The 26862-nt window shown below is 57.2% G+C and carries 22 protein-coding genes; 11 read left to right on the top strand and 11 right to left on the bottom strand.

The window, feature by feature from the left end:
- Positions 1 to 2 precede the first annotated feature (2 nt).
- The 6 genes from relA to HVA01_RS05550 all read left to right on the top strand — a co-directional run bounded on the left by relA (position 3) and on the right by HVA01_RS05550 (position 8099).
- A complete protein-coding gene (gene relA / locus HVA01_RS05575) occupies positions 3 to 2279 on the top strand; it encodes a GTP diphosphokinase (protein WP_146873764.1) in 2277 nt (758 codons plus the stop codon).
- On the top strand, positions 2279 to 3133 hold the full coding sequence (mazG, locus tag HVA01_RS05570) for a nucleoside triphosphate pyrophosphohydrolase (protein WP_146873762.1): 855 nt from the start codon (positions 2279 to 2281) through the stop codon (positions 3131 to 3133). The genes relA and mazG overlap by 1 nt, the downstream gene beginning before the upstream one ends.
- 38 nt (positions 3134 to 3171) lie before the next feature.
- The gene (gene ppc / locus HVA01_RS05565) at positions 3172 to 5820 is read left to right on the top strand and encodes a phosphoenolpyruvate carboxylase (protein WP_146873760.1); all 2649 of its coding nucleotides are present in this window, start codon (positions 3172 to 3174) and stop codon (positions 5818 to 5820) included.
- Positions 5821 to 5849: 29 nt separating this feature from the next.
- Positions 5850 to 6395 (top strand): DUF924 family protein, encoded by a 546-nt coding sequence (locus HVA01_RS05560; RefSeq protein ID WP_146873758.1) that lies wholly within the window; start codon positions 5850 to 5852, stop codon positions 6393 to 6395.
- 325 nt (positions 6396 to 6720) lie between these two features.
- Positions 6721 to 7776, top strand: a complete 1056-nt coding sequence (gene rluF, locus HVA01_RS05555) for a 23S rRNA pseudouridine(2604) synthase RluF (protein WP_146873756.1) — start codon at positions 6721 to 6723, stop codon at positions 7774 to 7776.
- Between the two features lie 47 nt (positions 7777 to 7823).
- Positions 7824 to 8099, top strand: a complete 276-nt coding sequence (locus HVA01_RS05550; protein WP_146873754.1) for a DUF1294 domain-containing protein — start codon at positions 7824 to 7826, stop codon at positions 8097 to 8099.
- A gap of 18 nt (positions 8100 to 8117) precedes the next feature.
- Here the strand turns inward: HVA01_RS05550 and HVA01_RS05545 are convergent, their stop codons facing one another.
- From HVA01_RS05545 to HVA01_RS05535, 3 genes are read right to left on the bottom strand one after another with little or no spacing between them, the layout of a single operon-like run.
- Positions 8118 to 8798: an anthranilate synthase component II gene (locus tag HVA01_RS05545; protein ID WP_146873752.1), complete on the bottom strand. Its 681-nt coding sequence runs from the start codon at positions 8796 to 8798 to the stop codon at positions 8118 to 8120.
- Complete coding sequence (locus HVA01_RS05540; RefSeq protein ID WP_146873750.1) at positions 8795 to 10219, bottom strand: anthranilate synthase component I family protein; 1425 nt, start codon at positions 10217 to 10219, stop codon at positions 8795 to 8797. Before HVA01_RS05540 ends, HVA01_RS05545 begins: the two co-directional genes overlap by 4 nt.
- Positions 10216 to 10497, bottom strand: a complete 282-nt coding sequence (locus HVA01_RS05535) for a Trp family transcriptional regulator (RefSeq protein ID WP_146873748.1) — start codon at positions 10495 to 10497, stop codon at positions 10216 to 10218. The genes HVA01_RS05540 and HVA01_RS05535 overlap by 4 nt, the downstream gene beginning before the upstream one ends.
- Before the next feature lie 101 nt (positions 10498 to 10598).
- On the opposite strand from HVA01_RS05535, the gene HVA01_RS05530 reads away from it, so the two are divergent.
- Positions 10599 to 12491 (top strand): monovalent cation:proton antiporter-2 (CPA2) family protein, encoded by a 1893-nt coding sequence (locus HVA01_RS05530; protein ID WP_146873746.1) that lies wholly within the window; start codon positions 10599 to 10601, stop codon positions 12489 to 12491.
- Here the strand turns inward: HVA01_RS05530 and HVA01_RS05525 are convergent.
- The 8 genes from HVA01_RS05525 to HVA01_RS05490 form a co-directional block, all read right to left on the bottom strand.
- Positions 12488 to 13051 carry a hypothetical protein gene (locus HVA01_RS05525; RefSeq protein ID WP_146873744.1) on the bottom strand — a complete coding sequence of 188 codons (564 nt, stop codon included), beginning with the start codon at positions 13049 to 13051 and terminating at the stop codon, positions 12488 to 12490. The genes HVA01_RS05530 and HVA01_RS05525 overlap by 4 nt on opposite strands.
- Before the next feature lie 150 nt (positions 13052 to 13201).
- The gene (locus HVA01_RS05520) at positions 13202 to 14899 is read right to left on the bottom strand and encodes an AMP-binding protein (protein WP_146873742.1); all 1698 of its coding nucleotides are present in this window, start codon (positions 14897 to 14899) and stop codon (positions 13202 to 13204) included.
- A gap of 76 nt (positions 14900 to 14975) precedes the next feature.
- Positions 14976 to 15881, bottom strand: a complete 906-nt coding sequence (locus HVA01_RS05515) for a hydroxymethylglutaryl-CoA lyase (protein WP_146873741.1) — start codon at positions 15879 to 15881, stop codon at positions 14976 to 14978.
- A 10-nt stretch (positions 15882 to 15891) separates the two neighbouring features.
- Positions 15892 to 18006 carry an acetyl/propionyl/methylcrotonyl-CoA carboxylase subunit alpha gene (locus HVA01_RS05510; RefSeq protein ID WP_146873739.1) on the bottom strand — a complete coding sequence of 705 codons (2115 nt, stop codon included), beginning with the start codon at positions 18004 to 18006 and terminating at the stop codon, positions 15892 to 15894.
- Entirely contained in the window at positions 18003 to 18827 is an 825-nt protein-coding gene (locus HVA01_RS05505; protein WP_146873738.1) for an enoyl-CoA hydratase/isomerase family protein, read from the bottom strand. The genes HVA01_RS05510 and HVA01_RS05505 overlap by 4 nt, the downstream gene beginning before the upstream one ends.
- 12 nt (positions 18828 to 18839) lie before the next feature.
- Entirely contained in the window at positions 18840 to 20447 is a 1608-nt protein-coding gene (locus HVA01_RS05500) for a carboxyl transferase domain-containing protein (RefSeq protein WP_146873736.1), read from the bottom strand.
- Positions 20448 to 20470: 23 nt separating this feature from the next.
- On the bottom strand, positions 20471 to 21640 hold the full coding sequence (locus HVA01_RS05495; RefSeq protein WP_146873734.1) for an isovaleryl-CoA dehydrogenase: 1170 nt from the start codon (positions 21638 to 21640) through the stop codon (positions 20471 to 20473).
- Positions 21641 to 21703: 63 nt separating this feature from the next.
- Positions 21704 to 22198, bottom strand: coding sequence for a MerR family transcriptional regulator (locus HVA01_RS05490; protein WP_146873732.1), 495 nt, complete (start codon positions 22196 to 22198; stop codon positions 21704 to 21706).
- 255 nt (positions 22199 to 22453) lie between these two features.
- On the opposite strand from HVA01_RS05490, the gene HVA01_RS05485 reads away from it, so the two are divergent.
- The 4 genes from HVA01_RS05485 (at position 22454) to HVA01_RS05470 (ending at position 26639) form a co-directional block, all read left to right on the top strand.
- A complete protein-coding gene (locus HVA01_RS05485) occupies positions 22454 to 23608 on the top strand; it encodes an acyl-CoA dehydrogenase family protein (RefSeq protein WP_146873730.1) in 1155 nt (384 codons plus the stop codon).
- A gap of 48 nt (positions 23609 to 23656) precedes the next feature.
- Positions 23657 to 24772, top strand: coding sequence for an enoyl-CoA hydratase/isomerase family protein (locus HVA01_RS05480; protein ID WP_146873728.1), 1116 nt, complete (start codon positions 23657 to 23659; stop codon positions 24770 to 24772).
- Positions 24773 to 24817: 45 nt separating this feature from the next.
- Positions 24818 to 25711, top strand: a complete 894-nt coding sequence (gene mmsB, locus HVA01_RS05475; RefSeq protein ID WP_146873726.1) for a 3-hydroxyisobutyrate dehydrogenase — start codon at positions 24818 to 24820, stop codon at positions 25709 to 25711.
- Positions 25712 to 26012: 301 nt separating this feature from the next.
- Positions 26013 to 26639 carry a glutathione S-transferase family protein gene (locus HVA01_RS05470; protein WP_146873723.1) on the top strand — a complete coding sequence of 209 codons (627 nt, stop codon included), beginning with the start codon at positions 26013 to 26015 and terminating at the stop codon, positions 26637 to 26639.
- Positions 26640 to 26862: the final 223 nt, after the last annotated feature.

The raw sequence follows: 26862 nt of genomic DNA, 5'->3' as shown, positions 1-26862 counted from the left end.
TCATGGTAAAAGTGCGTGAAGACCAGCCGCTCACCGCTAGTGGAAAGGTGGATATACAACAATGGTTAACGCGCCTGCAAGAGGATGTGCGCCTCTGGGATCCTGAGCGTTTAGGCGCCGCCTGTGAGCTTGCCGAGACGCTGGAGCTTGAGGCCCCGCGCGCGCATCGGGTATGGCTATCGCCCGGTTCTAGCTTCCGTATGGGACTGGAAATGGCCGATATTCTGGGCGAATTAAAGCTCGATCAAGCCACCCTGGAAGCCGCCGTTTTATACCGTGCGGTACGCGAGGGCTTGCTCAGTTTAGAGGGGGTCACAAAACGCTTTGGCGAGGAAGTGGCCAACCTGATCGATGGCGTGCTGCAAATGGCTGCCATCAGCTACCCGCTGGCGCCGGATCATGGCATGGGTCAGCACAACCAGCAGGAAAACCTGCGCAAAATGCTGGTCAATATGGTCAGCGATGTGCGCGTGGCGTTGATCAAAATTGCCGAACGGACCTGCGCGCTGCGTCAGGTTAAAGACGCTCCGCGTGATAAATCCTTACAGGTGGCGAGGGAAGTCGCCGATATTTACGCCCCGCTGGCCCACCGCCTGGGCGTCGGCCAGCTCAAGTGGGAGCTGGAAGACCTCTCGTTTCGTTACTTGCACGAAGAGGAATACAAAGCGATCGCCAAGCTGCTGGCGGAAAAGCGCCTAGACCGCGACCGCTATATTAACGATGTGGTGGAAACCATCAAAGGCTTGATGGAAGCCCAACATATCCACCGCTACGACGTGGATGGCCGCGCCAAACATATTTACTCGATCTGGCGCAAAATGAAGCGCAAACGGATCGATTTTTCCCAGGTAAACGACGTGCGAGCGGTGCGCATCCTGGTCCCTGACGTTGCCGATTGCTACACCGTGCTGGGGATTATTCACTCGCGTTGGCACCATGTGCCCAACGAGTTTGACGACTACATTGCCAACCCCAAAAAGAACGGCTATCAGTCGCTGCATACCGCCGTCATGGGCCCGGAAAACAAGGTGCTTGAAATCCAGATTCGTACCTTCGCCATGCACGACGAAGCGGAGCTGGGGGTCTGTGCCCACTGGCGTTATAAAGGCCACGATACCAATGCCAAAAGCCGTAGCTACGAAGAGAAGATCGCCTGGCTGCGCCAGGTGTTGGAGTGGCAGGACGAAGTGGGTGGCTTTGGCGATCTGCGCGAAGGGCTTTCCAGCGATGTAGCCCCTGACCGCATCTACGTGTTTACCCCTGACGGCCACGTGATCGACCTGCCGCGGGTTGCCACGCCGATTGATTTCGCCTACCGGGTGCATACCGAAATTGGCCACCGCTGCCGGGGCGCCAAGATTAACGGGCGTATCGTACCGCTCACCTACAAGCTGAAAACCGGCCAGCAGGTTGAAATTCTTACCGCCACCAAAGGCGGCCCAAGCCGCGACTGGCTAAACCCCAGCCTGGGCTACGTGCGCACCTCACGAGCGCGGGCCAAAATCCAGGCGTGGTTTAAACACCAGGCGCGGGATCAGAACCTGGAAGAAGGGCGCGCGCTGTTTGACCGTGAGATGCGTCGCCTGGATGTTGAGGGGCTTGATCTCGCCAAGCTGGCCAAGGCCGTTAACTATCAAAACGCCGACGATATGTACGCCGCCATCGGCGCCGGTGATCTGCGCATTGGCCAGGTGCTGCATCAGGCCCAGCAGCTATTCGGCGAAAGCGACGACCAGGAGCAACTTGACCGCCTGCTCGCCAAGCCGAAACGCCAATCCAGCAAAGCCACCAAAAGCGATATCACGGTGCTGGGTGTCGGCAACCTGAAAACCAGTATGGCCAACTGCTGCCGCCCGGTTCCCGGCGAGCCAATTGTCGGCTTTATCACCCAGGGGCGCGGGGTTACGGTGCACCGCCAGGACTGCAGTAATATTTTGCAATTGCGCCTGGACGAGCCCCAGCGCATTATCGAAGTGGAGTGGGGCGAGCGCGCCCAGACCCGCTATCCGGTCACCATTGAGATACAAGCCTGGGATCGCTCCGGTCTGCTGCGCGACGTCACCGGGCTACTGGGTAATGAAAAAGTCAACGTACTCGCGGTGAACACGCTAACCGATACCGACGAAGGCATTGCCAGGCTGCGCATTACCCTGGAAGTCGACGGTCTTGAAGCCCTGGGGCGGCTGTTCTCGCGTATTCAGCAGTTGCCCAATGTCACCGAGGTACGCCGTTTACGCGATACCGACCCCGATAAAAACACCCGTGGAGGAGCGGCCTGATGCGTTACTCGCTGGACGATTTGCTCACCCTAATGCACGTGTTGCGCGACCGCGAGCAAGGCTGCCCCTGGGATATCAAGCAGGATTGGGACAGCATTGTGCCCCACACCCTGGAAGAGGCCTACGAGGTTGCCGACGCCATTGAGCGGCGCGCCTTTGACGAGCTGCCTGGTGAGCTGGGCGATCTACTCTTTCAAGTGGTTTACTACGCTCAGTTTGGCGCGGAAGAGCAGCGCTTCGACTTTGCCGATATCGTCGATACGCTGACCGCCAAAATGCTGCGCCGCCATCCGCATGTATTTCCAGAGGGCACCTTAGCTTCGCGTCGGCCACCCGGGGTCAGCGCCGAGGAGGTACAGGCCCAGCAGGTCAACAGCCGCTGGGAGTCACTTAAAGCCGACGAGCGGGCGGAGCGGACAAACGATACCCCTTCTGTTCTCGACGATGTGCCACGCACGCTGCCTGCGCTAAGTCGCGCCGCCAAGCTGTCTAAGCGCGCGGCGCGGGTCGGCTTTGACTGGCCCGATGCGCGCGGCGTGATAGCGAAAATTCGCGAAGAGCTGGCCGAAGTAGAAGAAGCACTCGCCGCCGGTGATCAGCGGCATGCTCAGGAAGAAGTCGGCGATTTGCTGTTTGCGGTGACCAACCTTGCTCGCACGCTGAATGCCGACCCTGAACAGTGCCTGAGGGCTACCAATGCCAAGTTCGAGCGCCGCTTTCGTTTTGTCGAGAGCGCGCTTAGCGTTGCCCAGCGACCCTTGGCGGAGGCTTCGCTAGACGAGATGGAAGCCCACTGGCAGGCGGCTAAAGCAAAAGAAACCCTGGCAAAAGAAAAACAACCTACCCATCCCTGATTTAATAATGATGCGACCCCTGCAAGGAGGCCATGCCAATGAGTCACGACCTACACGAATCTCTGCGCGATAACGTGCGTATTCTAGGCGACAGCCTGGGGCGCACCATTGCCGATGACTTGGGCCAGACATTTGTCGATAAAATTGAAACCATTCGCGCCCATGCCAAGCGTGGTCGTCAGGGCGACTCGCTGCAGCAGCGCGAACTGATCGAATACCTGCGTGACCTGCCCGAGCAAGACCTGCTGCCGGTCACCCGGGCGTTTAACCAATTTTTAAACCTCGCCAATATTGCCGAACAGCACTACCGGGCGCGCTTTCGTCGCGTCGAAGATTACAAACCCGGCTCCCAGCCGGTGCTGGGCGAGTTGCTTGAGCGTGCTCAGCAGGCGGGCAATTCACCGCGCAAGCTGGTCGAAACGCTGGCCAATATGCGCGTGGAACTGGTGCTTACCGCCCACCCCACCGAGGTTATCCGGCGTACGTTGATTCAAAAATATGACGCTATTGATGAGTGTCTCACTGCCATTGAGAGCTCAGACGATTATCCAGAGCGCGGTACCCGCGCCCAGGGCCGCCTGGAAGAGCTGATTAGCCAAGCCTGGCACACCGACGAGATTCGCCACGAGCGGCCCACGCCGGTCGATGAAGCCAAATGGGGCTTCGCGGTGATTGAAAACTCGCTGTGGCAGGCGGTGCCCGATTTCCACCGGGATTTGGATAACCTGCTGCTGGATACGGCCGGTGAGCGCCTGCCGTTGGATGCCGCGCCGATACGCTACGCTTCCTGGATGGGTGGCGACCGCGACGGCAATCCCAACGTCACCGCCCGGGTGACCCGTGAAGTCTTGCTGCTGGGCCGCTGGATGGCCGCCGACCTTTATCTACGCGACCTTGAGCAGCTAAAAACCGAGCTTTCCATGTGGAAAGCCAATAGCGCGCTCAAAGCCGAGGCGGGCGATGTGGCCGAGCCGTATCGCGAAATAATAAAACGCCTGCTGGCGAAGATGGAGGCGACGCGGGAGTGGGCCAAAGCCGAGCTGGAAGGGCGCCTTTATAATGGCGGGCCGATTATCGAGACTCGCGATCAGCTGTATGCGCCGCTACTCGCCTGCTACCGCTCGCTGTGCGATGTGGGCCTGGATACCATCGCCAACGGTGCGCTGCTGGATACGCTGCGCCGAGTGGCGGTGTTTGGCGTTACGCTGACCAAGCTTGACCTGCGCCAGGAAGCCAGCCGCCATGCCCAGGTGATTGAAGAGTTGACCAGTACCTTGGGTCTTGGCCACTATCGCGAGTGGGACGAAGCGCAGCGCCAGGTATTTCTGCTCGCGGAGCTTGCCTCACGCCGCCCGCTGATACCGCGCCGCTGGGAGTGCTCTGCCGAGTCCCGAGAGGTGCTGGATACTTTTAGGGTGATCGCCAAGGAGCAAAACGAAGCGCTGGGCACTTATATTATTTCCATGGCCGCTGAACCTTCGGATGTGCTGACCGTGGCGCTGTTAATGAAAGAAGTCGGTGGGCAGGTCACGCTACCCATCGCGCCGCTGTTTGAAACCCTCAACGACCTTGATCATGCCGGCGATGTGGTGGATCAGCTGCTTGCCATACCGGGCTACCGCGCGCTGATTGATGACCGCCAGGAAGTCATGATCGGCTACTCCGACTCGGCCAAAGACGCCGGCCAATTGGCCGCCGCCTGGGCGCAGTACCGCGCCCAGGAGTCGTTGGTTAATGTGTGTAACCGTCACGGTGTCGATTTAACCCTTTTCCACGGCCGCGGCGGCACCGTTGGCCGTGGCGGCGGCCCCGCCCACGCGGCAATTCTCTCCCAGCCACCCGGGTCAGTGAACGGCAGCCTGCGGGTGACCGAGCAGGGTGAGATGATTCGCTTCAAGTTTGGCCAGCCGGATATTGCCCTGCGGTCCATGGAGATCTACGCCTGTGCGGTGCTGGAAGCCACATTGCTGCCACCGCGTACCCCAGAACCCCACTGGCGCGAAGAGATGGATCAGCTCGCCAAAGTGGCGCATGGCGCCTATGTGGGCGTAGTGCGCGAAGACCCCGATTTTGTGCCCTACTTTCGGGCGGTCACGCCGGAAGGCGCGCTCGGCAGGCTGCCGTTGGGGTCACGCCCCACCAAACGCCGCCAGGATGGCGGGGTCGAAACCCTACGTGCGATTCCCTGGATTTTCGCCTGGACGCAGATTCGCCTGATGCTACCCGCGTGGCTGGGCAGCGGCGAAGCCTTTTCACGGCGTTTAGAGCAGCCTGGCGGTCGTGATGTACTGCAAGAAATGCGTAACGAGTGGCCGTTCTTCGGCACTTACCTGGACATGCTTGAAATGCTGCTGGCCAAAGCCGATGTGGCGATCTCTGCGTACTACGAGCACCGCTTAGTCGACGAGCCTGCGCTGAAGGCGTTGGGTAAACAGTTACGCCAGCGTTTCGCGACGCTGGAAGAGGCGGTGCTGGATATTCTTCAGCAGGAGAAGCTGCTGGAGAATACGCCGCTGATTCGCCAGGCGATTGATGTGCGTAATCCCTACATCGACCCGCTGCATGGGTTGCAGGCCGAACTGCTCCAGCGTAACCGCGATGCCGACGGGGCGATTAGCGCGGATCTTTCACGGGCGTTGATGGTCACCATGGCGGGCATTGCTGCTGGTCTACGTAATACGGGCTAGTTTTTATTTACGCTAAGAAGGAGGCGTCAATGCCCTCAGATGTTCAAGCGATACTCGATTTTTGGTTTGAGGAATTGACGCCTGCTCAGTGGTTTAAAAAAGACCCTGAGATGGATCGCACCATTTTGCAGCGGTTTGGTGAGCTGCATGCCCAGGCTGCGCAGTGCGAGTGTTACGCTTGGCGAAGCACCGCACAGGGTCGGTTGGCAGAGATCATTGTGCTGGATCAATTCTCGCGCAATATCTACCGCCATGACGCCCGCGCTTTTGCCACCGATGCCTTAGCGCTGGCGCTGGCCCAGGAAACGGTGGCTGCGGGAGCAGACGCTAAGCTGACCCGTCAGCAGAGGGTGTTTGTGTATATGCCCTATATGCATAGCGAATCCGCGACGATTCACGAATTGGCGCTGCCGCTATTTGATCAGCCGGGACTAGAAGAAAACTTCAATTATGAAGTCAGCCACAAGGCAATTATTGATCGTTTTGGGCGTTACCCGCACCGCAATGCACTTCTGGGGCGGACTTCTAGCGACGAGGAACTGGCTTTTCTGAAGCAGCCCGGTTCGTCTTTTTAAGCTTTAGCTTTTCGTCACCCAGTGTGGAATTAACTCATGCCAGCATGATGGTAACTCTCGTGGGAGGGAGCTTCAGCTCGCGAATGTTTGGGCTACTAGCATGATGAAACCAAGAGGGTGCCTGCGGCACCCTTCGCCGAAGTGTCGAACCACCGAAGTGTCGGACCACGCTGAAGCGGCCTCCCACAACAGATAGCTGGCTTAGCGGTTGCGATCTGAACCGTGAGATACAAAATAGCCAACCAAACTTAAATCCACATTAGAATGGCGGATAACCTAAGCTTTTTAACTGTTTGTTTATCCTCTTTTAGCCACATGGCGTTTTATGTCGTTACGAAAATCTACCCGCATCAATAAGTACATTAGTGAGAGTGGCATGTGCTCGCGCCGTGAAGCCGACCGCTTTGTGGAGCAGGGCAACGTGTGGATTAACGGTCGTCGCGCTACCACCGGCGATCAGGTGGTGGCAGGGGACCTGGTTAAGGTCAATGGTCAGGAGATCGAGCCCCAGGAAGAGGAAGATTTAGTGCTTATTGCGCTGAATAAACCGGTGGGGATTGTGAGTACCACCGAGTCCAGCGAAAAGGACAATATCGTAGAGTTTGTGAAGCATGGCGTGCGTATTTTTCCCATTGGGCGGCTCGATAAAGACTCCCAGGGGCTGATTTTTTTAACCAATAACGGAGACTTGGTTAATAAGATTCTGCGCGCCAATAACAACCACGAAAAAGAGTACCAGGTGACGGTGAACAAGCCGATTACCGATGAGTTTATTGACGGCATGCAGAAGGGCGTGCCGATTCTGGGCACAGTGACCAAGCGCTGCAAGGTGCAAAAAGAGTCCACCTTTGTGTTCACTATTACTCTGGTGCAGGGGCTCAACCGTCAGATTCGCCGTATGTGTGAATATTTTGGCTATGAGGTTACCCAGCTTATTCGCACCCGCATAATGAACGTTTCGCTCAAAGGTTTAGCTTTGGGGGACTGGCGCGACCTTACACCCAAAGAGATCGATACCATCATCGCGCTGACCGAACGCTCAGAGGCCGCGCCCGAGAAGAAAAGTAAGCCTAAACCTGAAAGGCCCAACTACAGCGGAGGGGCAGGCTCATGCAAGGGCAATCAGTCAGAGGCCAAAGGGCGCCAGAAACCGGCAAAAGCTGGCGCCAAAGCCGCAGGTGCTAAGCCACCCCCTAAGGGTAAAAAAGCCGCTAGCGGTAAAGTGCGCACCGGTCCAAACGCCAGTGCGCCAAGCAAGCACCCCAAGGCCCCCGGTGTTAAAGCTAAACCAGGTGCTAAAGGCAAAGCAGGCGCTAAACCGGTTGGCAAAGGGCGCGGTAAGCCAACGGCTAGCGGCAAGCCTTCTCAGCGACGCAAGTAGTTGGCTAACCTTTGTGTCGACTATAAACCCTTTAGAGTGACTCGCTATTGATCTTCATTGCCGTTTTTTACGCTGCGGTCAGCGTGCTCGCTTATAGCATCTACGCTATCGATAAACGGGCGGCGATGAAGCACCGTCGGCGAGTAAGCGAGCAGTCGCTGCATCTGCTTGGGGTGTTAGGTGGCTGGCCGGGTGCGCTATTAGCCCAGCAGCACCTGCGCCATAAAACCCGCAAAACCGCCTTCCAACTCATTTTTTGGCTAACGGTGGCCCTAAACCTTGCGTGCGTAGGGTGGTTAATGTCTTGGCTAGAGATTGTTTAGCCACCCAACGCTTCGTGCTTACGCCCTGGCTTGATCGTGGGGTGCGAAAAGAAAGTTAGCGATCAGCTCTTTGCCGCCTTCAGTGGCAAACGATTCTGGGTGGAACTGAATGCCGTGAATCGGGTAATCCCGGTGTTTAACGCCCATCAGCTCGAATTCACCCATTGCCTGCCAACGGCTGCGCTGCTCAAAATTATCTGCTTCCAGGGCCCCCACGGTGGCGGTCACCTCCAGGCACTCGGGCAGGGTGGTCGCATCGGCAATCAGCGAGTGATAGCGCATCACCTCAAGCTGGTCGGGCACACCGTTAAACAACGAGCGGTTATTGTGGTGGATCGGGCTGATCTTGCCGTGCATGGGTAGCGGTGCTTTAACCACCTTGCCGCCGAACACATGTACAATGCCCTGCATGCCCAGGCAAACGCCCAACAGCGGCGTGGTTTTACCTAACTTTTCAATCACTTCAGCGCACACGCCAAAGTAGCGCGGGTCGTCCGGCGAGCCGGGGCCGGGGGAGATAATGATGCGATCCGGGGCCATGGCTTCGATGGTCTGGAAATCGATCTGGTTGTTGCGCTTAACGAGTATCTCGAAATTGGCCAGCCCGCCGCGGTTCTTCTCCGTGGTTAGAATCTCACCAATGAACTGGTAGAGGTTATAGGTGAAGGAGTCGTAATTATCAATGATCAGTACCTTCATGCTGGGCTCTCCATGTCCGTCTCCATAAAGGGGGCAAGGGCTTTGCGGGTGCCGGCAAATTTGCGGCGAATCTCTTCGTATTCATCTTCAGCATTGCTATCAAACACATTGCCACCGCAGGTTTGCACGTAGGCACGCTCACCATTCACAAACACCGTACGAATCGGAATCGCAAAGGTGCAGTCGCCGTTAAACGAGAACTGACCCACCGCGCCGCCGTAGGGGCCACGCCCGTCATTTTCCAAATCGTCGATAATCTTCATCGCTTCGATCTTCGGCGCGCCGGTGAGTGTGCCTGCTGGGAAGTTACTGGCCAGCGCGGTAAACATATCGTCGCCTTCGGCGATAATGCCGACGATCTCGCTGGAGATATGCTGAACGTGGCTAAATCGCTTGATATCCATCAGGCTGCGCACTTTGACGGTGCCGAACTGGGCCACGCGGCCAATATCGTTGCGGTGGAGATCCACGATCATATTGTGCTCGGCGATCTCTTTGGGGTCGTTGAGCAGCGTCCGGGCAAGCTGGGTGTCTTCCTGCGGCGTTTGGCCCCGAGTGGTGGTGCCCGCCAGCGGGAAGGTCTCCATTTCGCCCTGGCGCAAGCGGAACAGTAGCTCGGGACTTGCGCCGATCAGCTTCTGCTCACCGAATTTAACGTAGTACATCTGCGGCGAAGGGTTAATGGTGCGCAGCTGGTCATACAGCGCCAGGGTGTCGCCCTGAATCTGAAAGCGCTTTTTAAAGCCCACCTCGCACTGGAACACCTTGCCGTCGATAATATCCTGTTTCACCTTGGCCACTGCCTCGGCGTGCTCATCCTGGCTCATGGTGTCGCCAAGAGACGTGATATGCAGCGGGCCGGGGGGCAAATCGTCGGCGTCGATCAGGGTTTGCAGAAATTCATAACGGCTGTTGTCGTAGTAAAAGTAAGTCACTTCCCCGGTCATCTTGTCGAGGATAAGGCCATCTTTGTAGAGCCCAAAGCGAAAGGTATCGAAGTCATCGCTGGCTTTTAACGCAAGCGATGGCTCGAAATACTGCATGGCGTCGTAACCCAGATAACCGCTGAGTCCACCGGCGTATTTCCGCGAAATAATATTTTGCGGGATCAGGCTGCGCAGCAGTTCGTAAGGGTTGTCGCTTGGGTAGTGGCTGGCATTGCCGTCACGATCTTCAATGGTCAGCGTGTTGCCGTTAGCGTAGAGCGTGTACTCGGGATCAAAGCCGATGATCGAGTGGCGCGCCATATGGCTATCTTCGCCTAATGATTCCAGCATGTAGCAGGTATCAAATTGCCGCTCGATTTTTTGAAACAGTGCAAAGAAGTCGCAGTCCGCCGCCAAGGTGACATAGTGAGGTTTGCGCGGCAGCGTAAAAGGCTGCGGGCCTGGCGCAACGGCGTGCGTATCGGCAGTGGTCATAGCTGCTCCTGTGATGAAGGTGGCGATGTTGAAGACGGTAACGCGGTCAAGGCGCGTGATCCACGAGAAACGGTGGCGATGCCCACGCCCAGGGTCTCGGCAATTTTGCGGTGGGGCACACCTTCGCGCAGCAGTTTAAAAATCTGTAGGCGTTTACTGATTTCTTGGTACTCTGCAGGCGTTAGCAGGCTGGCCAGCGCTTCATCCATTGCCTCTGGAGAGTCAATGGCGAGCAAATAGCGAATGAGCTCAGCCTGGTAGTGTTCGTTTGAGGGCATGGTCGAGACCGGTTAATAAAGCGTGTACTAGCGTACTAGTACAGTATATTGTTGGCTAGAAAAGTCAAGCAATGCGTGTTGATTTACGTTAAGGAAACCTGATGACCGGCTATTTTATTCAAGCCTTTATTTATCTTGTCGCCGCGGTGATTGCGGTGCCGCTTGCCAAGCGTTTTGGCCTGGGGTCGGTGTTGGGCTATCTGGTCGCCGGGGTGGTTATCGGCCCGACTCTGGGGCTGGTCGGCCAGGAAACCGCCACTATTCAGCACTTTGCCGAGTTTGGCGTGGTCATGATGCTGTTTTTGGTGGGCATGGAGCTTGACCCCAAGGGCCTTTGGGCGATACGCGTGCGGCTAATCGGTCTGGGTGGGCTTCAGGTAGTGCTTACGGTTGTCGCTGGCACGGCCATCGCCTGGTGGCTGGGACTGGTTTGGCAAACCGCTTTGGCCGTTGGGCTAATCTTTGCGCTTTCATCGACCGCTATCGTGTTGCAAACCCTCAACGAAAAAGGACTCGCCAAAACCGAAGGCGGGCGTAGCGCTTTTTCGGTGCTGCTGTTTCAAGATGTTGCGGTGATTCCCATGCTGGCGCTAATACCGCTGCTAGCGCTGCCTGAGTTAATGGCTGCAGGCGGCGATGAGAGCCACACCAGTTTAAGCTTGGTAACGCATCTGCCGGGCTGGGCGCACGCCTTGGTCGTAGCGGCTGCGATTGGTAGCGTGATTTTAGGCGGCTATTATTTGGTGCCGCTGCTGTTTCGTTATGTGATTAGTTCCGGCCTGCGCGAGGTGTTTACCGCCACGGCGCTGATGCTGGTGATAGGTATCGCCGCACTAATGAGTGTGGTCAATTTATCGCCTGCTCTAGGCGCGTTCCTGGCTGGAGTAGTGCTCGCCAATAGCGAGTTCAAGCATGAGTTGGAAGCTAATATTGAGCCCTTCAAAGGACTGCTGCTGGGGCTGTTCTTTATCACCGTAGGCGCGGGCATCAACTTTTCGATATTGGCAGCAGAGTGGGCCACGGTGCTGTCATTAGCTGTCGTCGTTATCGCTGTAAAAGCGGCTATTCTATTAGCACTCGCGCTACTCTTTCGGGTACACGGTAGCAACGGCTGGCTATTTACCCTAAGCCTTGCCCAAGCTGGTGAATTCGGCTTTGTGCTGCTCACCTATAGCGTGCAAAACCGCGTGATTCCGACGGACATTTCTCAGCTGCTCTCGTTAGTCGTAGCGCTGTCGATGTTCTTAACCCCGCTACTGTTTATTGCCTACGATCGCTTAGTGCTGCCGCGTTACCAAACAGCCAAAAACAACGACCGAGAGGCCGATACCATTGAAGAGCAGGCGCCGGTGATCGTGGCGGGGGTAGGGCGGTTTGGGCAAATTATCTGCCGCTTGCTGCGCGCCAATAATATTCCCATCGTGGCGCTTGATCATGAGATCGAACAGATCGAAAACCTGCGTAAAATTAACATCAAAAGTTACTTTGGCGATGCCAGCCGCTCCGACCTGCTGGAAACCGCGGGGATCGAGCACGCCCGGCTGTTTGTCATCGCCATAGATGACCGTGACCGCGCGGTGAAGATGGTCAAGCATGTGAAGCATTACTACCCTAGGGTATGGGTGCTAGCCCGCGCTTTTGACCGTGGGCACGGCTACCAGCTGCGCGAAGCAGGCGCCGACGATGTCGTTAGCGAAACCTACCATTCAGCGCTGGAGTTAGGTGGCCATGCGCTTACCGCCATGGGCGTTCACCCCATGCGCGCTAAGCAAATGACCTGGGCATTTGTGCACAATGAAGATGCCCACGAAGACGAGCTGTTTGAATCCTGGAAGGAAATTGAAGGGGGAATGGCGTTTAGCCCTCGCTACGGTGAGCTGTTTATGAAATTAGAAGAATCGCTCAATAGCGCCATGCAGCAAGATTGGCCAGAGCCCCAGCGGGAAGATGTGCCCATCTGGACGCCGCCTGATACGCAGGAAGAAAGCCGCTAAAAAGGCAAGTGCAGAGAAGCGCTCAACATGTTGAGGTGGCTGAGGGTGGGCGCGTCGATGCGTTCGTACTCTATACGGCTGACCAAGCGGTTGATCGTCATTGTGGCGCCGAAGCCTTGCAGCATCGCGGTGCCGTTTTCTTCAGCACCTTCCCGGTAGCTTTCGCCGCGCCACTCGGTGATACCAGATTTCGCATAGACGCTAAAGGCGCCCATGCGAACACCGGCAACAAGCGCGCCGCCCAAGCTCAATGTATCCATTACAAGCGGATTAACATTGGCGTCGACGGTGACTTCTTCGCTTTCCCGATAGGCGATTTCGGCGCCAATATCCAGTTGGGGAAGCCGCCAGGGGCTATAGCCTGCGGTGACTCGAAAACCGCTGGTATAGTTATCAAGGCTTTGAAGGTCGCTGCCTTCTAAGATAACGCCGTTATCCAACTGCATAATCTTGCTGTCGGGGGCGGTATAAGCCATCACCGGCAGATTATCGTCGGCGAAGCAGCTGAGCAAAGGCGCTGAGCAGCAGAGCAAGTTGCTTGCCAAGCGTTTCATTGGCATATTTTTACACCTAAAAGCGTAAAGTAAGGATACCCCATAAAGCGTAGCAACTGGTCTTGGTTTCTACCAATGTAATTGCGCCGTTTTTCGACCAGATGCCTTCTATGAGCGCAAAACTATGAGCGCAAAACGTTCGCTGCGTTAGGCTAACTAGTCGTCTAACCCCAGCTCCTGAATGGAAATTTCACGCATTTTGAATTTCTGGATTTTACCGGTGACGGTCATCGGGAATTCATCGACGAATTTGAAGTAGCGTGGAATTTTGAAGTGGGTGATCTTGCCTTTGCAGTACTCGCGCAGCTCTTCGCCGGTCACTTCGCCAGCGGTGCCGTTGAGTTTGACCCAGGCAATCAACTCTTCGCCGTATTTCTTATCCGGTACGCCGGTGACCTGGACTTCTGAAATGGCCGGGTGCGCGTAGAGAAACTCCTCAATCTCTTTGGGGTAAACGTTTTCGCCGCCGCGAATCACCATGTCTTTGATACGCCCGACGATCTGTAGGTAGCCTTCGTCATCCATCGTGGCCAGGTCGCCGGTGTGCATCCAGCCCGCCTCATCAATCGCCTCAGCCGTGGCTTTGTCGTTATTCCAGTACTTGAGCATCACGCTGTAGCCGCGGGTGTACAGTTCGCCGATTTCACCCCGGGGCAGTATGCCGCCGTTGCCGGGATCGACGATTTTATTCTCTAAATGGGGCTGGGTTCGGCCGACGGTGGAAACACGTTTTTCAATACTGTCATCGGCGCCGGTCTGGGTGGATACCGGGCTGGTTTCGGTCATGCCATAGGCAATCTGCACGCCCTTCATGTTCATCTTGCTGATGACCTGCTTCATGATTTCCGCCGGGCAGATCGACCCCGCCATAATCCCAGTGCGCAGCGACGAAAGGTCCGCACTCGGAAAATCAGAGTGGTCCAGCTCGGCAATAAACATGGTCGGCACGCCGTATAGCGCCGTGGCTTTCTGTTCATGTACTGCTTTGAGTACTTTGCCGGGGTCAAAGCCTTCATCCGGGTAGATCATGGTGGCGCCGTGAGTCATACAGCCCAGGTTGCCCATCACCATGCCGAAGCAGTGATAGAGCGGCACGGGAATCACCAGGCGGTCTTCGCTGGTAAAGCCCATGCTCTCCGCCACAAAAAAGCCGTTGTTGAGAATGTTGTGGTGGGAGAGCGTGGCGCCTTTCGGGAAGCCGGTGGTGCCCGAGGTGTACTGAATATTGATCGGGTCATCGAACTGGAGCGTGGCCTGCAGGTCGTCAACGTCGGTTTGGCTGACGTGGTGGGCCGCATCCATCATGTCGGCCCAGCGCCACATGCCGTTATGTTTATCGGTACTTAAGTTAATCACACACTCAAGCTCGGGTAGTTTTTGTGACTTAAGCTTGCCCTCGGCACAGGCCGTTAGTTCGGGCGCCAGTTCATACAGCATGCCGCGATAGTCCGACGTTTTGAAGCTGTCCGCCGTCACCAGAAAGCGTGTGCCGGACTGGTTGAGCGCGTACTCCAGCTCGTGGGTGCGGTAGGAGGGGTTGATGTTGACCAGAATCGCGCCGATTTTGGCAGTGGCGAATTGCGTCACCGTCCATTCGCTGCCGTTGGGCGCCCAAATGCCCACACGGTCGCCCTTGTTAACACCAATAGAGAGCAGGGCGCGGGCACAGCGGTTAACCTCTTCCTGGAGCTGGCGATAGCTCCAGTGGATATTCTGATGCAACACAATCAGCGCATCATTATCGGCATGTAGGGTGGCGATCTGGTCAAACTTATCGCCAATGGTCATGCCCAGCAGTGGTTTATCGGCAGTGCTGCTGGTGTAGCTGGGGAGGGTAAGTGCGGGTGATGCCATGATCTGTGTCTCCGGTGTTTTTCTTGTCCGAACGGGTAGGCAGCGGTTATTTATTGGTTGTTATGGGCTCACTATCTTAACGACTAGGGCCTTTTGCCAGGGCGACCTTGGCGCTTGGCTTGCGGCCTAGCTCACTGGTGATCCAGTAGCCGGTATCAATCACCGCTTGCAGGTCGATGCCCGTTTCAATGCCTAGCCCTTCAAGCAGGTAGAGCACGTCTTCGGTGGCCACGTTGCCGGAAGCACCCTTGGCATAGGGGCAGCCACCCAGGCCTGCTGTCGCCGTATCAATCACGCTGACGCCCTCTTCCATTACCGCGTAGAGATTGGCCAGCGCCATACCGTAGGTGTCATGGAAGTGGGCAGCCAGGAACTCTATCGGCACCTGCTGCTGAACGGCTTCAATCATGCGCTTGGCGGACAGTGGCGTGCCGACGCCGATGGTGTCGCCTAGTGACACCTCGTAACAGCCCATCTCATAAAGCGCTTTGGCTACCTCGGCCACTTTGTGAGGCGCAATCTCGCCTTCGTAGGGGCAGCCCAATACGCAGGAGACGTAGCCCCGTACCCGCACGCCTACATCGCGGGCGCGATCAAGTACTGGCTCAAAGCGGGTCAGTGACTCAGCAATCGAGCAGTTAATGTTTTTTTGCGAAAAGGCTTCAGACGCCGCACCAAATACCGCCACCTCTTCAACGCCAACCGTTAGGGCGTTTTCCAGCCCTTTCAGGTTAGGCGTCAGCGCGGAGTAGACCACGCCTGGCTGGCGCTTGATGCCGGCCATCACCTCAGCGGCATCGCCCATTTGCGGCACCCACTTGGGTGACACGAAGCTGGCGGCTTCTATATGGGTGATGCCCGCGTTGGCAAGCCGCTCAACCAGCGCAATTTTGGTGGCGGTGGGCACACTATTCCCCGGCTCGTTCTGCAAGCCGTCTCTCGGAGCCATCTCAAACAGTTTGACCGACGTCGGCAGTGCCATGATTGAGCTCCTATTCCCTGGGGGCAAATTCGAGCAGTACATCGCCCTGGCTGACGGTATCACCTGCCTGGAAGTGGAACGCCGCCACGCTGCCATCGGCCGGTGCCATCATGGTGTGCTCCATTTTCATGGCTTCCATGACCATCAGCGGCATGCCTTTCTCGATGGCTGCAGCGGGTGCTACCAGTAGGGCAACCACAGTACCGTGCATAGGTGCGGTGAGGGTCGATTCGGCTTCGTGGTGGCCGTGATTGATGGCATCAATGCGCCGCCAGAACAGGCGCGTTTCACCGCTTGGGTCAGCCATGATCACTACATGACCGTCGCGGCGCGCTTGCAGGCGGCGGCGATGGCCGTTCAGCGTGACGGCCACGGCATCGCCGGTAAGTGGCTGCAGGCTGGCGGTGAGCGTTTCATCATTAATGGTCAGGTTCCACAGTGACTCGCCCGCGTTACGCTTACCTTCGACGATCACCACCGCTTCATCGCTGTCCGGCGCTTGAGCAGGCCCTTGGGAGAGCCAAGGGTCACATAGGGCGATGCGAATGGTGTGGGGCGCATTGAGGCGGAAGCCGTCATGACGATCCCAGGGCGAGTCGCTTTCGCACTCCTGAGCAAGCTGGTGCAGGCCAATCAGGGCGGCACTGGCGTAGGCTTCCATGCTGTAGGTGCGGGGTGCAAACAGCGTGGCTTCATTGCGCTCGATAAAGCGCGTGTCCAGCTCAATGTTTTTAAAGCCAGTGTTTTTAAAACCTGGGTGTGTGGCTAGGCGCATCAAAAAGGCGCGGTTGGTAACAACGCCTTGTACGTCCAGCGCTGCCAGAGCGCGGTTAAGCGTCGCCAGCGCGGCGCCACGATCGGGTCCGTGCACAATCAGCTTGGCGAGCATAGGATCGTAGTGCATCGACACCGTATCGCCGCTTTCTACGCCGCTATCCAGGCGTACTTGGTCAGCGCTCAAGCCCGCGCCTGCTAAATCCAGCGCAAAGCGGGTAAGCAGGCCGGTGGCCGGCAGGAAATCCTGATCCGGGTCTTCGGCGTAGATGCGTGCTTCAAAGCTGTGTCCGGTGATCGTCAGCTCGTCTTGCGTGCAGGGTAGCGGTTCGCCCATGGCCACACGCAGCTGCCACTCGACCAGATCTTGCCCGGTGATCATCTCGGTGACTGGGTGTTCGACCTGCAGGCGGGTGTTCATCTCCATAAAATAAAAAGCACCGTCCCGCCCTGGTGAACCGTCTAATAGAAATTCGACGGTGCCCGCGCCTACGTAGCCGATTTCCTGGGCGGCGCGCACCGCGGCATCGCCCATGGCGCTGCGCAGTTCCGCCGTCATGCCGGGCGCGGGGGCTTCTTCGATCACTTTTTGATGGCGGCGCTGGATGCTGCAGTCCCGCTCGAACAGGTAAACGCCGTTGCCGTCATGGTCGCAAAACACCTGCACTTCCACATGGCGTGGCTGTACCAGGTACTTTTCGATCAGCATGCGGTCATCGCCAAACGCGGCTTTGGATTCACGGCGGCAGCCGTCTAACGCGGCCTGGAAGGCCTCAGTGGATTCAACAACACGCATCCCTTTACCACCGCCACCGGCGCTGGCTTTGAGCATCACCGGGTAGCCGATCTTGTCAGCCTCGGCGCGCAGCAGCGTGTCCTCTTGGTCATCACCGTGGTAGCCGGGCACCAGCGGCACGCCCGCATTGGCCATTCGCACTTTAGCGGCGGATTTATCGCCCATGGCGGCAATCGCCGAGGCGGGCGGGCCGACAAAGGTAACGCCTGCTTCTTCAAGGGCTTTAACGAAGCCGCCGTTTTCAGACAAAAAACCGTAGCCGGGGTGAATGGCGCCGCTGCCGGTGCGCTTGGCGGCGTCAATCACGGCATCGATATTAAGGTAGCTCTCCCGGGCGGCGGCGGGGCCTAAACGCACGGCTTCATCGGCTTCTCTTACGTGGCGGGCGCTGGCATCGGCGTCGGAGTAGACCGCGACGGTTTTTAGCCCCATACGGCGCGCCGTGCGCATCACCCGACAGGCAATTTCACCGCGGTTAGCCACCAAAAGCGTATCAAAAGGCGTCGTGCGAGCGGCTTTTTCGTTCTTTTCGAAAAAGGGAGGCGAATGACTCATGAGCGACGCTCCGAAGCGTGAGTTGTGTTATTAGAATCAGCCCAGGCGGGGCGGCGCTTCTCAAAAAAGCTGGATAAACCCTCCTGGCCCTGCTGGCTTACCCGCAGCTTGGCGATGACCTGGCAGGTATGCTCGCGGGTGGAGTCAGCGTCAGGCGCTTGAGCCACCGTGGCCAGCAGTGCCTTGGTAGCGCGCTGGGCCTGGGGAGAACCCTTCAGCAGTGTTGCCAGCATGGCATCGACTGCGCTGTCTAACGCGTCGTGCTCTACTACCTGATGGGCTAAACCGAGGGCGAGGGCTATTTCGGCGTCGATTACTTCTGCCGTTAACGCGTAGCGGCGCATCTGCCGTTCGCCCAGGGCGCGCTGTACGTAGGGGCTGATGACCGCAGGCGAGAGGCCAATGTTGACTTCCGAGAGGCAGAATTTGGCTTTTCCTGAGGCGATCACGATATCGCAGCAGGCGGCCAGGCCCACTGCGCCGCCAAAGGTGGCGCCCTGAACGCGGCAAAGCGTGGGGCAGGGCAGTGTGTCCAGGCCGTGCATCAGCGCGGCAAGTTTGCGGGAATCGGCGAGGTTATCCTCCAGGTCGTAATCGACCATGCGCTTCATCCAGTTCAAATCGGCGCCAGCCGAGAAGCTTTTGCCTTCTGAGCCCAGCACTACCACGCGCACTTCGCCCGCTTCAGCAAGGGCGTGCAACTGGTTGAGGTGTTCATTCAGCTCGGCGATTAAGCTGTCGTCAAAGGCGTTATGTACCTCGGGGCGGTTTAAACTCAGGCGTGCCACACCCGCTTCTATATTCAGTGTTGAGTAAGCCATGGTGATTGCCCCTTACATCCGAAACACGCCGAAGCGCGTCTCTTCAATGTCTGCATTCATCGCCGCGGCTAACGACAGCCCCAGCACATCGCGGGTTTGCAGCGGATCGATCACGCCGTCGTCCCACAGCCGGGCGCTGGCGTAGTAGGGGTGGCCTTGGTGCTCGTATTGGTCGCGGGTGGGCTTTTTAAACGCTTCCTCTTCCTCAGGCGTCCACTCGCGGCCTTCGCGCTCGTGCTGTTCGCGCTTTACCTGGGAAAGCACGCCGGCGGCCTGTTCGCCGCCCATCACCGAAATACGCGCGTTGGGCCACATAAACAGTAGGTTGGGGTCATAGGCCCGGCCGCACATGCCGTAGTTTCCGGCGCCGAAGCTACCGCCTATGAGCACGGTATACTTGGGCACCTTGGCGCAGGCCACGGCAGTCACCAGCTTGGCGCCGTGCTTGGCAATACCTTCGTGCTCGTACTTGGAGCCGACCATAAAGCCGGTAATGTTCTGCAGGAAGATCAGCGGAATCTGGCGCTGAGCGCATAGCTCGATAAAGTGCGCGCCTTTTACGGCACTTTCCGAAAACAGCACGCCGTTGTTGGCCAAGATGCCCACCGGGTAGCCGTGAATATGCGCAAAACCGGTGACCAGCGTTTCGCCGTAGTAGCGTTTGAACTCGTCGAAGTCAGAATCGTCGACGATGCGGCCAATCACTTCACGCACATCAAAAGGCTTTTTCAAATCGGTACCGACGATGCCATACAGCTCGGTGGGGTCGAGCTTGGGTGGCTTGGGTGCCTGCATGGCAAGCTTGCCGCGCTTTTGCCAGTTCAGCCGCGACACGCAGGCGCGCGCCAGCTGGAGCGCATGGGCATCGTTTTCTGCATAGTAGTCGGCCACGCCGCTGACTCTGGCGTGCACATCAGCACCGCCTAAATCTTCAGCGCTGATGCTTTCGCCGGTAGCGGCTTTGACCAGGGGCGGGCCACCGAGAAAAATCGTGCCCTGTTCTTTTACGATGATCGACTCATCCGCCATGGCAGGCACATAAGCGCCGCCCGCGGTGCAAGACCCCATGACCACGGCAATTTGCGGAATGCCTTCGGCAGACATCGTCGCCTGGTTATAGAAGATGCGCCCGAAATGGTCGCGGTCGGGAAACACTTCATCCTGACGGGGCAGGAAGGCGCCGCCGGAATCGACCAGATAAAGGCACGGCAGGCGATGCTTGCGGGCGACCTCCTGGGCGCGAAGATGCTTTTTCACCGTGAGCGGGAAGTAGGTGCCGCCTTTTACCGTGGCATCGTTGGCCACGATCACGCACTCGACGCCGGAAACGCGACCAATACCGGTCACCACGCCTGCCGCCGGTATCTCGCTTTCATAAACGTGGTGGGCGGCAAGCGCTGAAAATTCGAGAAACGGTGAGCCTTCATCGATCAAGTGATCGATACGGTCACGCACAAACAGTTTGCCCCGGCTTTCGTGACGCTTGCGAGCTTTAGCGCCGCCGCCCTGGGCAATAGCGGCGGTCAGCTCACGAAGTTTGCCGACTTCATTCAGCATCGAGGCTTCGTTGGCTTGAAAGACGTCGCTGCGTGGGTTGATCTGAGTGGAAATGGTACTCATGGCGCGGCCCTGCTGAGTTTCATTTAAAGGCTTTCGGTGAAGAGTTCGCGGCCAATCAACATCCGCCGAATCTCGCTAGTGCCCGCGCCGATTTCATACAGCTTGGCGTCGCGCAGCAGCCGCCCGGTGGGGTATTCGTTGATATAGCCGTTGCCGCCGAGTAACTGGATGGAATCAAGTGCTACCTGGGTGGCTTTTTCAGCGCAGTAGAGAATCACCCCGGCGGCGTCTTTGCGGGAAGTCTGGCCGCGGTCGCAGGCGTCCGCGACTGCATATAAATAAGCGCGACAGGCGTTCAGCGTGGTGTACATATCCGCCACTTTGCCCTGTACCAACTGGAACTCACCAATCGACTGGTTGAACTGCTTACGCTCGTGGATATAGGGCAGCACCACGTCCATCGCGGCCTGCATGATGCCAATGGGGCCTGCCGCCAGTACGGTACGTTCATAGTCCAGCCCGCTCATCAGGACGCTGACGCCTTTGCCTTCATCGCCGAGAATGTTCTCGGCGGGCACAGCACAGTCTTGGAATACCAGCTCACAGGTGTTAGAGCCGCGCATACCCAGCTTGTCGAGCTTCTGGGCGGTGGAGAAACCGGGCATGCCTTTTTCGATAATAAAGGCGGTGATGCCTTTGGAACCGGCGTCTGGGTCGGTTTTCGCGTAGACCACCAGCACATCGGCATCGGGGCCGTTGGTGATCCACATTTTATTGCCGTTAAGGATGTAGTGATCGCCGTCTTTTTTGGCCCGTAGCTGCATGGATACCACGTCGGAACCCGCGCCGGGCTCGGACATGGCCAAAGCACCCACGTGGTCGCCGCTGATCAGTTTGGGCAGGTACTTGGCTTTCTGCGTGGCGGAGGCATTGATCTTGATTTGGTTGACGCAAAGGTTGGAGTGGGCGCCGTAAGAGAGCGCTACCGAGGCACTGGCGCGGGAGATCTCTTCCATGGCAATGCAGTGGGCAAGATAGCCCATGCTACTGCCGCCGTCTTCTTCTGAAACGGTAATTCCTAATAACCCCATGTCGCCAAACTTTTTCCACAAGTCGTTAGGAAACTCGTTGTTGCGATCGATCTCGGCGGCGCGCGGTGCAATCTCGCTGGCGGCAAAGGCGTTGACCTGTTCGCGCAGCATATTCAGCTCGTCAGCAAGGCCGAAATTGAGTTCTGAGTAGTGTGAAAACATGGTCAATCACCTGTTGTAAATTATTAGTGTTTGCTATCTATGCTGGCTAGCCGTGTCGGCGAGTCAGTGCATGATGGCGGAAGAGGCGCTGGCGGTTTTTTCAGCAGTGCCATCAGAAGTGCCCGCTTGCTCCTCTTCGCTGTGTTTTTCGCCTCGTTCTTTTTCATCTAGCTCTTTTTCATTTAACTCTTCCAGCGCTTGGCGGCAGCGAATCTCGGCGCTTTCAAGCTCAAGCTGCACCATGGTGATGTCTTTCAGCTGCTGGTCGAGAGCCGCTCGGCGCTCGGCTACTTTGCTGAGCATTAAATGCAGCTGCTTTTTACTGCCGCTGCGGGTTTCATCCCATAGCTCGAACAGCTCGCGGATTTCGGCCAGTGAAAACCCGAGACGTTTACCGCGAAGGATCAGCTTTAGCCGCACTCGGTCTGTGCTGCTGTAAATGCGGGTTTGCCCACGGCGAGCGGGGTGCAACAGCGCTTGATCTTCATAGAAGCGGATACTGCGGGTGGTTAAATCAAACTCGTTGGCCAATTCGCTGATCGAGTAGGTTTTGCTCATGATCGACATTCTCTTAAAAGGGCACAAAGCCGCCGAGGAAAAGCAGGCTTACGTTAACGTAAATAAAAATTTGTTGGCGGTACGTTGCTTGCCGTTACCTCGCATTAACTAAGTAGTTGATGGTCTGCGCCAAAGGTCGAGGGGGATAAGTGGTTGCTTGTGGTAAGAGTAAAATATAAGTTAACGTAAACGTCAACTATCGATACAGCTACAAATACAACAACCAGTGCGCAAGCGCATGAGCGGAGAGTCGCCATGGATTTTGAGCTGAGTGAAGATCAGGTCGCCTTCGCCGATATGGCGCGGGCTTTTGCCCAAAACGAGCTAGAGCCCCATGCTGCCGAGTGGGACCAAACCGCCTTCTTTCCCGTCGACGTTATCCGTAAAGCGGGGGAGCTGGGTTTTTGTTCACTTTACGCGCCGGAAAGCGTGGGCGGGTTGGGGCTTTCGCGCTTGGATGCCAGCATCATCTTCGAGCAGCTCTCCATGGGTTGCACGTCGACTACCGCCTATCTGACCATTCACAATATGGTTACCTGGATGCTGGCGAATTTTGGCAAGCCGGTGGCCGTCGCGCAGTGGGGTGAAAAGCTGGCTACGGGGGAACTGCTCGGCTCATACTGTTTAACCGAACCCAATGCTGGCTCCGATGCGGCCTCGCTAAAAACCACCGCCAAGCGCGACGGCGACGACTACCTGCTTAATGGCAGCAAAATGTTTATTTCCGGCGCCGGTAGCACCGATTTTCTGGTGGTGATGGCGCGCACCGGCGGCGAGGGCGCAGCGGGCGTCTCGGCGTTTGCAGTAGGTGCCCAGGCTGACGGCATCAGCTACGGGCGCAAGGAAGAGAAGATGGGCTGGAACAGCCAGCCCACGCGTATGATTACCTTTGAAGACTTACGGGTGCCTGCCAGTCACCTGCTCGGCAACGAAGGAGACGGCTTCAAAATCGCCATGAAGGGTCTAGACGGCGGGCGCATTAATATTGCTAGCTGCTCCATTGGCACCGCCCAGCAGGCGCTCAACAAAGCGCGCGACTATATGCTGGAACGCAAGCAGTTCGGTAAACGTCTCGCCGAGTTTCAAGCGCTCCAGTTCCGCTTGGCTGATATGGCCACCGAACTGGTCGCTGCCCGGCAGCTGGTGCGCATGGCGGCTGCCAAGCTGGATGCTGGCCACTTTGATGCTCCCACCTACTGCGCCATGGCCAAGCGCTTTGCCACCGATGTAGGCTTTAACGTGTGCGACGAGGCGCTGCAGCTATACGGCGGCAATGGCTATATTAAGGAGTACCCCATGGAGCGTTACGTGCGCGATACTCGGGTACACCGAATTCTTGAAGGCAGCAACGAAATCATGCGGCTGATCATCGCCCGCCGGGTACTGGCTGAAGGGGCTACGGCGCTTTAGCGTCAGTGACGCGAAAGAGAAGCTGTTAGTGACAGATAAGGAATGCCAATGAGTAGCGTAGAGTTTACCGAACACCCCACCCAAGATGACCATGTAATAGCCGAGATTACGCTCAATGCCGAGCGCTCGCTCAATGCGTTAACGCTTGAAATGATTGAGGCAATATTACCTCGCTTAAAAGCGTGGGAAAGCGATGAGCGGGTGGTGGCGGTGCTGCTGGATAGCGCAGGCGAGAAAGCGTTTTGCGCCGGTGGCGATGTGGTCAGTCTGTATAAAGCGATCAAAGGCGAGGGCGACCCAAGTTTTCCCACGCAGTTTTTTGAGCACGAGTACCGGCTCGATTTTTTGTTACACACCTACCCTAAACCGGTGATCTGCTGGGGCAGCGGCATTGTGATGGGCGGCGGCATGGGGCTGTTAAGCGGCTGCAGCCACCGGGTGGTGACGGAAACCTCGCGCCTGGCGATGCCGGAAGTCACCATTGGGCTCTACCCGGATGTAGGTGCCAGCTGGTTCCTGAACCGCCTGCCCAACGGCACCGGACGCTTTTTAGCCATGACCGGGAGTCAAATCAACGCCCCAGACGCCGTCCACCTGGGGCTGGCTGATCGCGCTATCGCCAGTCATCATCGTGAGGCCATGGTGCAACAGCTCTCTGACGCTCGCTGGGGAAAAGGCGAAAATACCGACGCCAACGGTGTGGTCAACCGCATTATGCGGGAACTCGAACAAACATCGCAGCCGGTGTTCGCCGGGATGGAAGCTCCCGTTTACCAGCACTCACCGCTGATTCGCGAGTTGATGGACCACGACAGCGTAGAGCAAATTGTGGCGGCCATTGCAGCGGTAAAAAGCGAAAATCAGTGGTTTAGCAAAGCGCAGAAGACGCTAGCTAACGGCAGTCCGGTTTCCATTAAACTAATTGATGAGCAGCTTAAGCGCGCCAAACACATGTCACTGGCGGAAGTGTTCCAATCTGAGCTGGCGCTTTCGGTACAGTGCTGCCGCCATCGCGAGTTCCCCGAAGGCGTGCGGGCGCTGTTGGTCGACAAAGACGCCCAGCCGGCCTGGACGTACCCGGATGTGGCCTCGGTAGAGGATAGCTTTATCAACCAACTGTTAGCGTCTCCTTGGGCAGAAAACCCTTTGGAAGATCTACGTTAACTCACTCTATCAACCCTCTATCCACCAATAATAAGGACAAGACAAATGGCGACGATAGCGTTTATTGGTTTAGGCAACATGGGCGGCCCCATGGCGGCTAATTTGCTCAAAGCAGGCTTTAGTGTACGCGCGTTTGATCGTTCTCCCGATGCCCTGGATGCCGCCAAGTCAGACGGCTGCGAGGTGGCGTTCTCGGCTCAGGAAGCTGCCGATGGGGCGGATTTTGTGATCTCTATGCTACCCGCGGGCAGGCACGTGCGCGGCCTTTACGCAGAGGGCGATACGCCTCTGTTCGAGGTGATCAAGCCAAGCGCGCTGGTCATCGACTGTTCCACCATTGATGCCGACACCGCCCGCAGCGTTGCCGCTGAAGGTGAAACGCTGGGTATCGGCTTTGTGGATGCGCCAGTTTCCGGGGGTGTAGCGGGTGCTCAGGCGGGCACCTTGACCTTCATCGTCGGCGGCTCTGATGCCCAGTTCGCACAGGCCAAGCCGGTGCTGGAAGCCATGGGCAAAAATATCTTCCACGCCGGGGGGCACGGTGCAGGGCAGGTGGCCAAAGTGTGCAACAACATGCTGCTATCGATTCTGATGGCGGGCACTTGCGAAGCCATCAATATGGGGGTTAAAAATGGTCTCGACCCTGCGGTGCTGTCAGAAATCATGAAGCAGAGCTCCGGCGGCAACTGGGCCCTCAACGTGTACAACCCCTACCCAGGGGTGATGGACAATGCCCCAGCCTCGAAAGGTTACCAAGGCGGCTTCCAGGTCGACTTGATGATCAAAGACCTGGGGCTTGCCATGGATGTCAGCCAGAACAGTGCCTCGCCCGTGCCCATGGGCTCCGCCGCCCGCTCACTTTTCACCCTGCATAAAGCCAAAGGCAACGGCAAACTTGACTTCTCAAGCCTGATGAAGCTTTATCACGATGAGGCGTGAGGCGTGAGGCGTGAGGCGTGAGGCGTGAGGCGTGAGGCGTGAGGAGAAAGGAGTGAGGGGATGATTGGGTTTTGTAGCGCGTGGTAACGAGTAGCGAGCGCAGCGAGAAACGAGGCACCCGCGAAAGGGCAGCGAAGCTGCCCCAGGCAAAATGCACCGATTATAATCATGCACCGTGGGAGGGCGCTTCAGCGCGCGAAAGGGTGGCGAAGCCACCCCTGTTCTAACACCCCAACTTGCCACCCAACCCCGAGCGCGGCAAACTCAACTTCCTCACTTTGCGAAAAATTTAAGGACTACCATGATCACGCTTTGGGGCCGCAATAACTCCACCAACGTCAAAAAAGTGCTTTGGGTGCTAGAAGAGCTGGAACTGCCTTTCGAGCAGATCCAGGCCGGTCTTGAACATGGCGTCAATAACACCCCGGAATTTCTAGCCATGAACCCCAACGGCCTGGTGCCGCTACTCAAAGACGACGCCACCAACAGCGTGCTGTGGGAATCCAATACGATTATTCGCTACCTTGCCGCCCAATATGGGCAAAGCAAGCTATGGATCGAAGCCCCCGCCGAACGGGCGCAGGCAGAAAAGTGGATGGACTGGGCGAACAGCACACTGTCGCCAAGCCACCGCGTTATTCTGATGGGTTACGTTAGAACGCCACCGGAGCAGCGCAATCCCGATGCGCTTGAAGCAGGCGTGCAGGCCTGTGAGAGACTTTTCGAAATACTCGATAACGTGCTAGCCGAGCAAGCCTTTTTATCCGGTAAAGAATTTGGCCTGGGCGATATTGCCGTAGCCCCCTTTATCTACAACTTATGGCATATCGGCCTAACCTGGCAGCCGCGCACCCACCTGGAGCGCTGGTACCAACAAATCGCTGAACGCCCCGCCTACCAAAAAGTGGTGGTGATTCCTGTTACGTGATGTGTGAATCTGAATGAGATAAGTGTGCTTGTGGCACGCTCTAAATGCCTGGCTAGGAAGAGGTTTTTATGTAGCGCGTGGTAACGAGTAGCGAGCGAAGCGAGAAACGAGGCACCCGCGGGAGGTCAGCGAAAGTGAGCTGACCTAGGCAAGAGGCACTGATCTCACTCATGCATTGTGGGAAATGGGATGGACCCGTCCCTCTGTGCCAAGATGAAGAAGT

Origin of the sequence: Halovibrio variabilis (genome assembly GCF_007991175.1) — a bacterium.
In the GTDB taxonomy this organism is placed as follows: Bacteria; Pseudomonadota; Gammaproteobacteria; order Pseudomonadales; family Halomonadaceae; genus Vreelandella; species Vreelandella variabilis.
The sequence above is the reverse complement of the archived record's forward strand: the minus strand, read 5'-3'. Positions and strand labels throughout refer to the sequence as shown.

Excerpts from the sequence above, each read along its gene's own strand:
- relA (WP_146873764.1), top strand. The coding sequence starts at position 3 with ATGGTAAAAGTGCGTGAAGACCAGCCGCTCACCGCTAGTGGAAAGGTG.
- mazG (WP_146873762.1), top strand. The coding sequence starts at position 2,279 with ATGCGTTACTCGCTGGACGATTTGCTCACCCTAATGCACGTGTTGCGC.
- ppc (WP_146873760.1), top strand. The coding sequence starts at position 3,172 with ATGAGTCACGACCTACACGAATCTCTGCGCGATAACGTGCGTATTCTA.
- HVA01_RS05560 (WP_146873758.1), top strand. The coding sequence starts at position 5,850 with ATGCCCTCAGATGTTCAAGCGATACTCGATTTTTGGTTTGAGGAATTG.
- rluF (WP_146873756.1), top strand. The coding sequence starts at position 6,721 with ATGTCGTTACGAAAATCTACCCGCATCAATAAGTACATTAGTGAGAGT.
- HVA01_RS05545 (WP_146873752.1), bottom strand. The coding sequence starts at position 8,798 with ATGAAGGTACTGATCATTGATAATTACGACTCCTTCACCTATAACCTC.
- HVA01_RS05540 (WP_146873750.1), bottom strand. The coding sequence starts at position 10,219 with ATGACCACTGCCGATACGCACGCCGTTGCGCCAGGCCCGCAGCCTTTT.
- HVA01_RS05535 (WP_146873748.1), bottom strand. The coding sequence starts at position 10,497 with ATGCCCTCAAACGAACACTACCAGGCTGAGCTCATTCGCTATTTGCTC.
- HVA01_RS05530 (WP_146873746.1), top strand. The coding sequence starts at position 10,599 with ATGACCGGCTATTTTATTCAAGCCTTTATTTATCTTGTCGCCGCGGTG.
- HVA01_RS05525 (WP_146873744.1), bottom strand. The coding sequence starts at position 13,051 with ATGCCAATGAAACGCTTGGCAAGCAACTTGCTCTGCTGCTCAGCGCCT.
- HVA01_RS05520 (WP_146873742.1), bottom strand. The coding sequence starts at position 14,899 with ATGGCATCACCCGCACTTACCCTCCCCAGCTACACCAGCAGCACTGCC.
- HVA01_RS05515 (WP_146873741.1), bottom strand. The coding sequence starts at position 15,881 with ATGGCACTGCCGACGTCGGTCAAACTGTTTGAGATGGCTCCGAGAGAC.
- HVA01_RS05510 (WP_146873739.1), bottom strand. The coding sequence starts at position 18,006 with ATGAGTCATTCGCCTCCCTTTTTCGAAAAGAACGAAAAAGCCGCTCGC.
- HVA01_RS05505 (WP_146873738.1), bottom strand. The coding sequence starts at position 18,827 with ATGGCTTACTCAACACTGAATATAGAAGCGGGTGTGGCACGCCTGAGT.
- HVA01_RS05500 (WP_146873736.1), bottom strand. The coding sequence starts at position 20,447 with ATGAGTACCATTTCCACTCAGATCAACCCACGCAGCGACGTCTTTCAA.
- HVA01_RS05495 (WP_146873734.1), bottom strand. The coding sequence starts at position 21,640 with ATGTTTTCACACTACTCAGAACTCAATTTCGGCCTTGCTGACGAGCTG.
- HVA01_RS05490 (WP_146873732.1), bottom strand. The coding sequence starts at position 22,198 with ATGAGCAAAACCTACTCGATCAGCGAATTGGCCAACGAGTTTGATTTA.
- HVA01_RS05485 (WP_146873730.1), top strand. The coding sequence starts at position 22,454 with ATGGATTTTGAGCTGAGTGAAGATCAGGTCGCCTTCGCCGATATGGCG.
- HVA01_RS05480 (WP_146873728.1), top strand. The coding sequence starts at position 23,657 with ATGAGTAGCGTAGAGTTTACCGAACACCCCACCCAAGATGACCATGTA.
- mmsB (WP_146873726.1), top strand. The coding sequence starts at position 24,818 with ATGGCGACGATAGCGTTTATTGGTTTAGGCAACATGGGCGGCCCCATG.
- HVA01_RS05470 (WP_146873723.1), top strand. The coding sequence starts at position 26,013 with ATGATCACGCTTTGGGGCCGCAATAACTCCACCAACGTCAAAAAAGTG.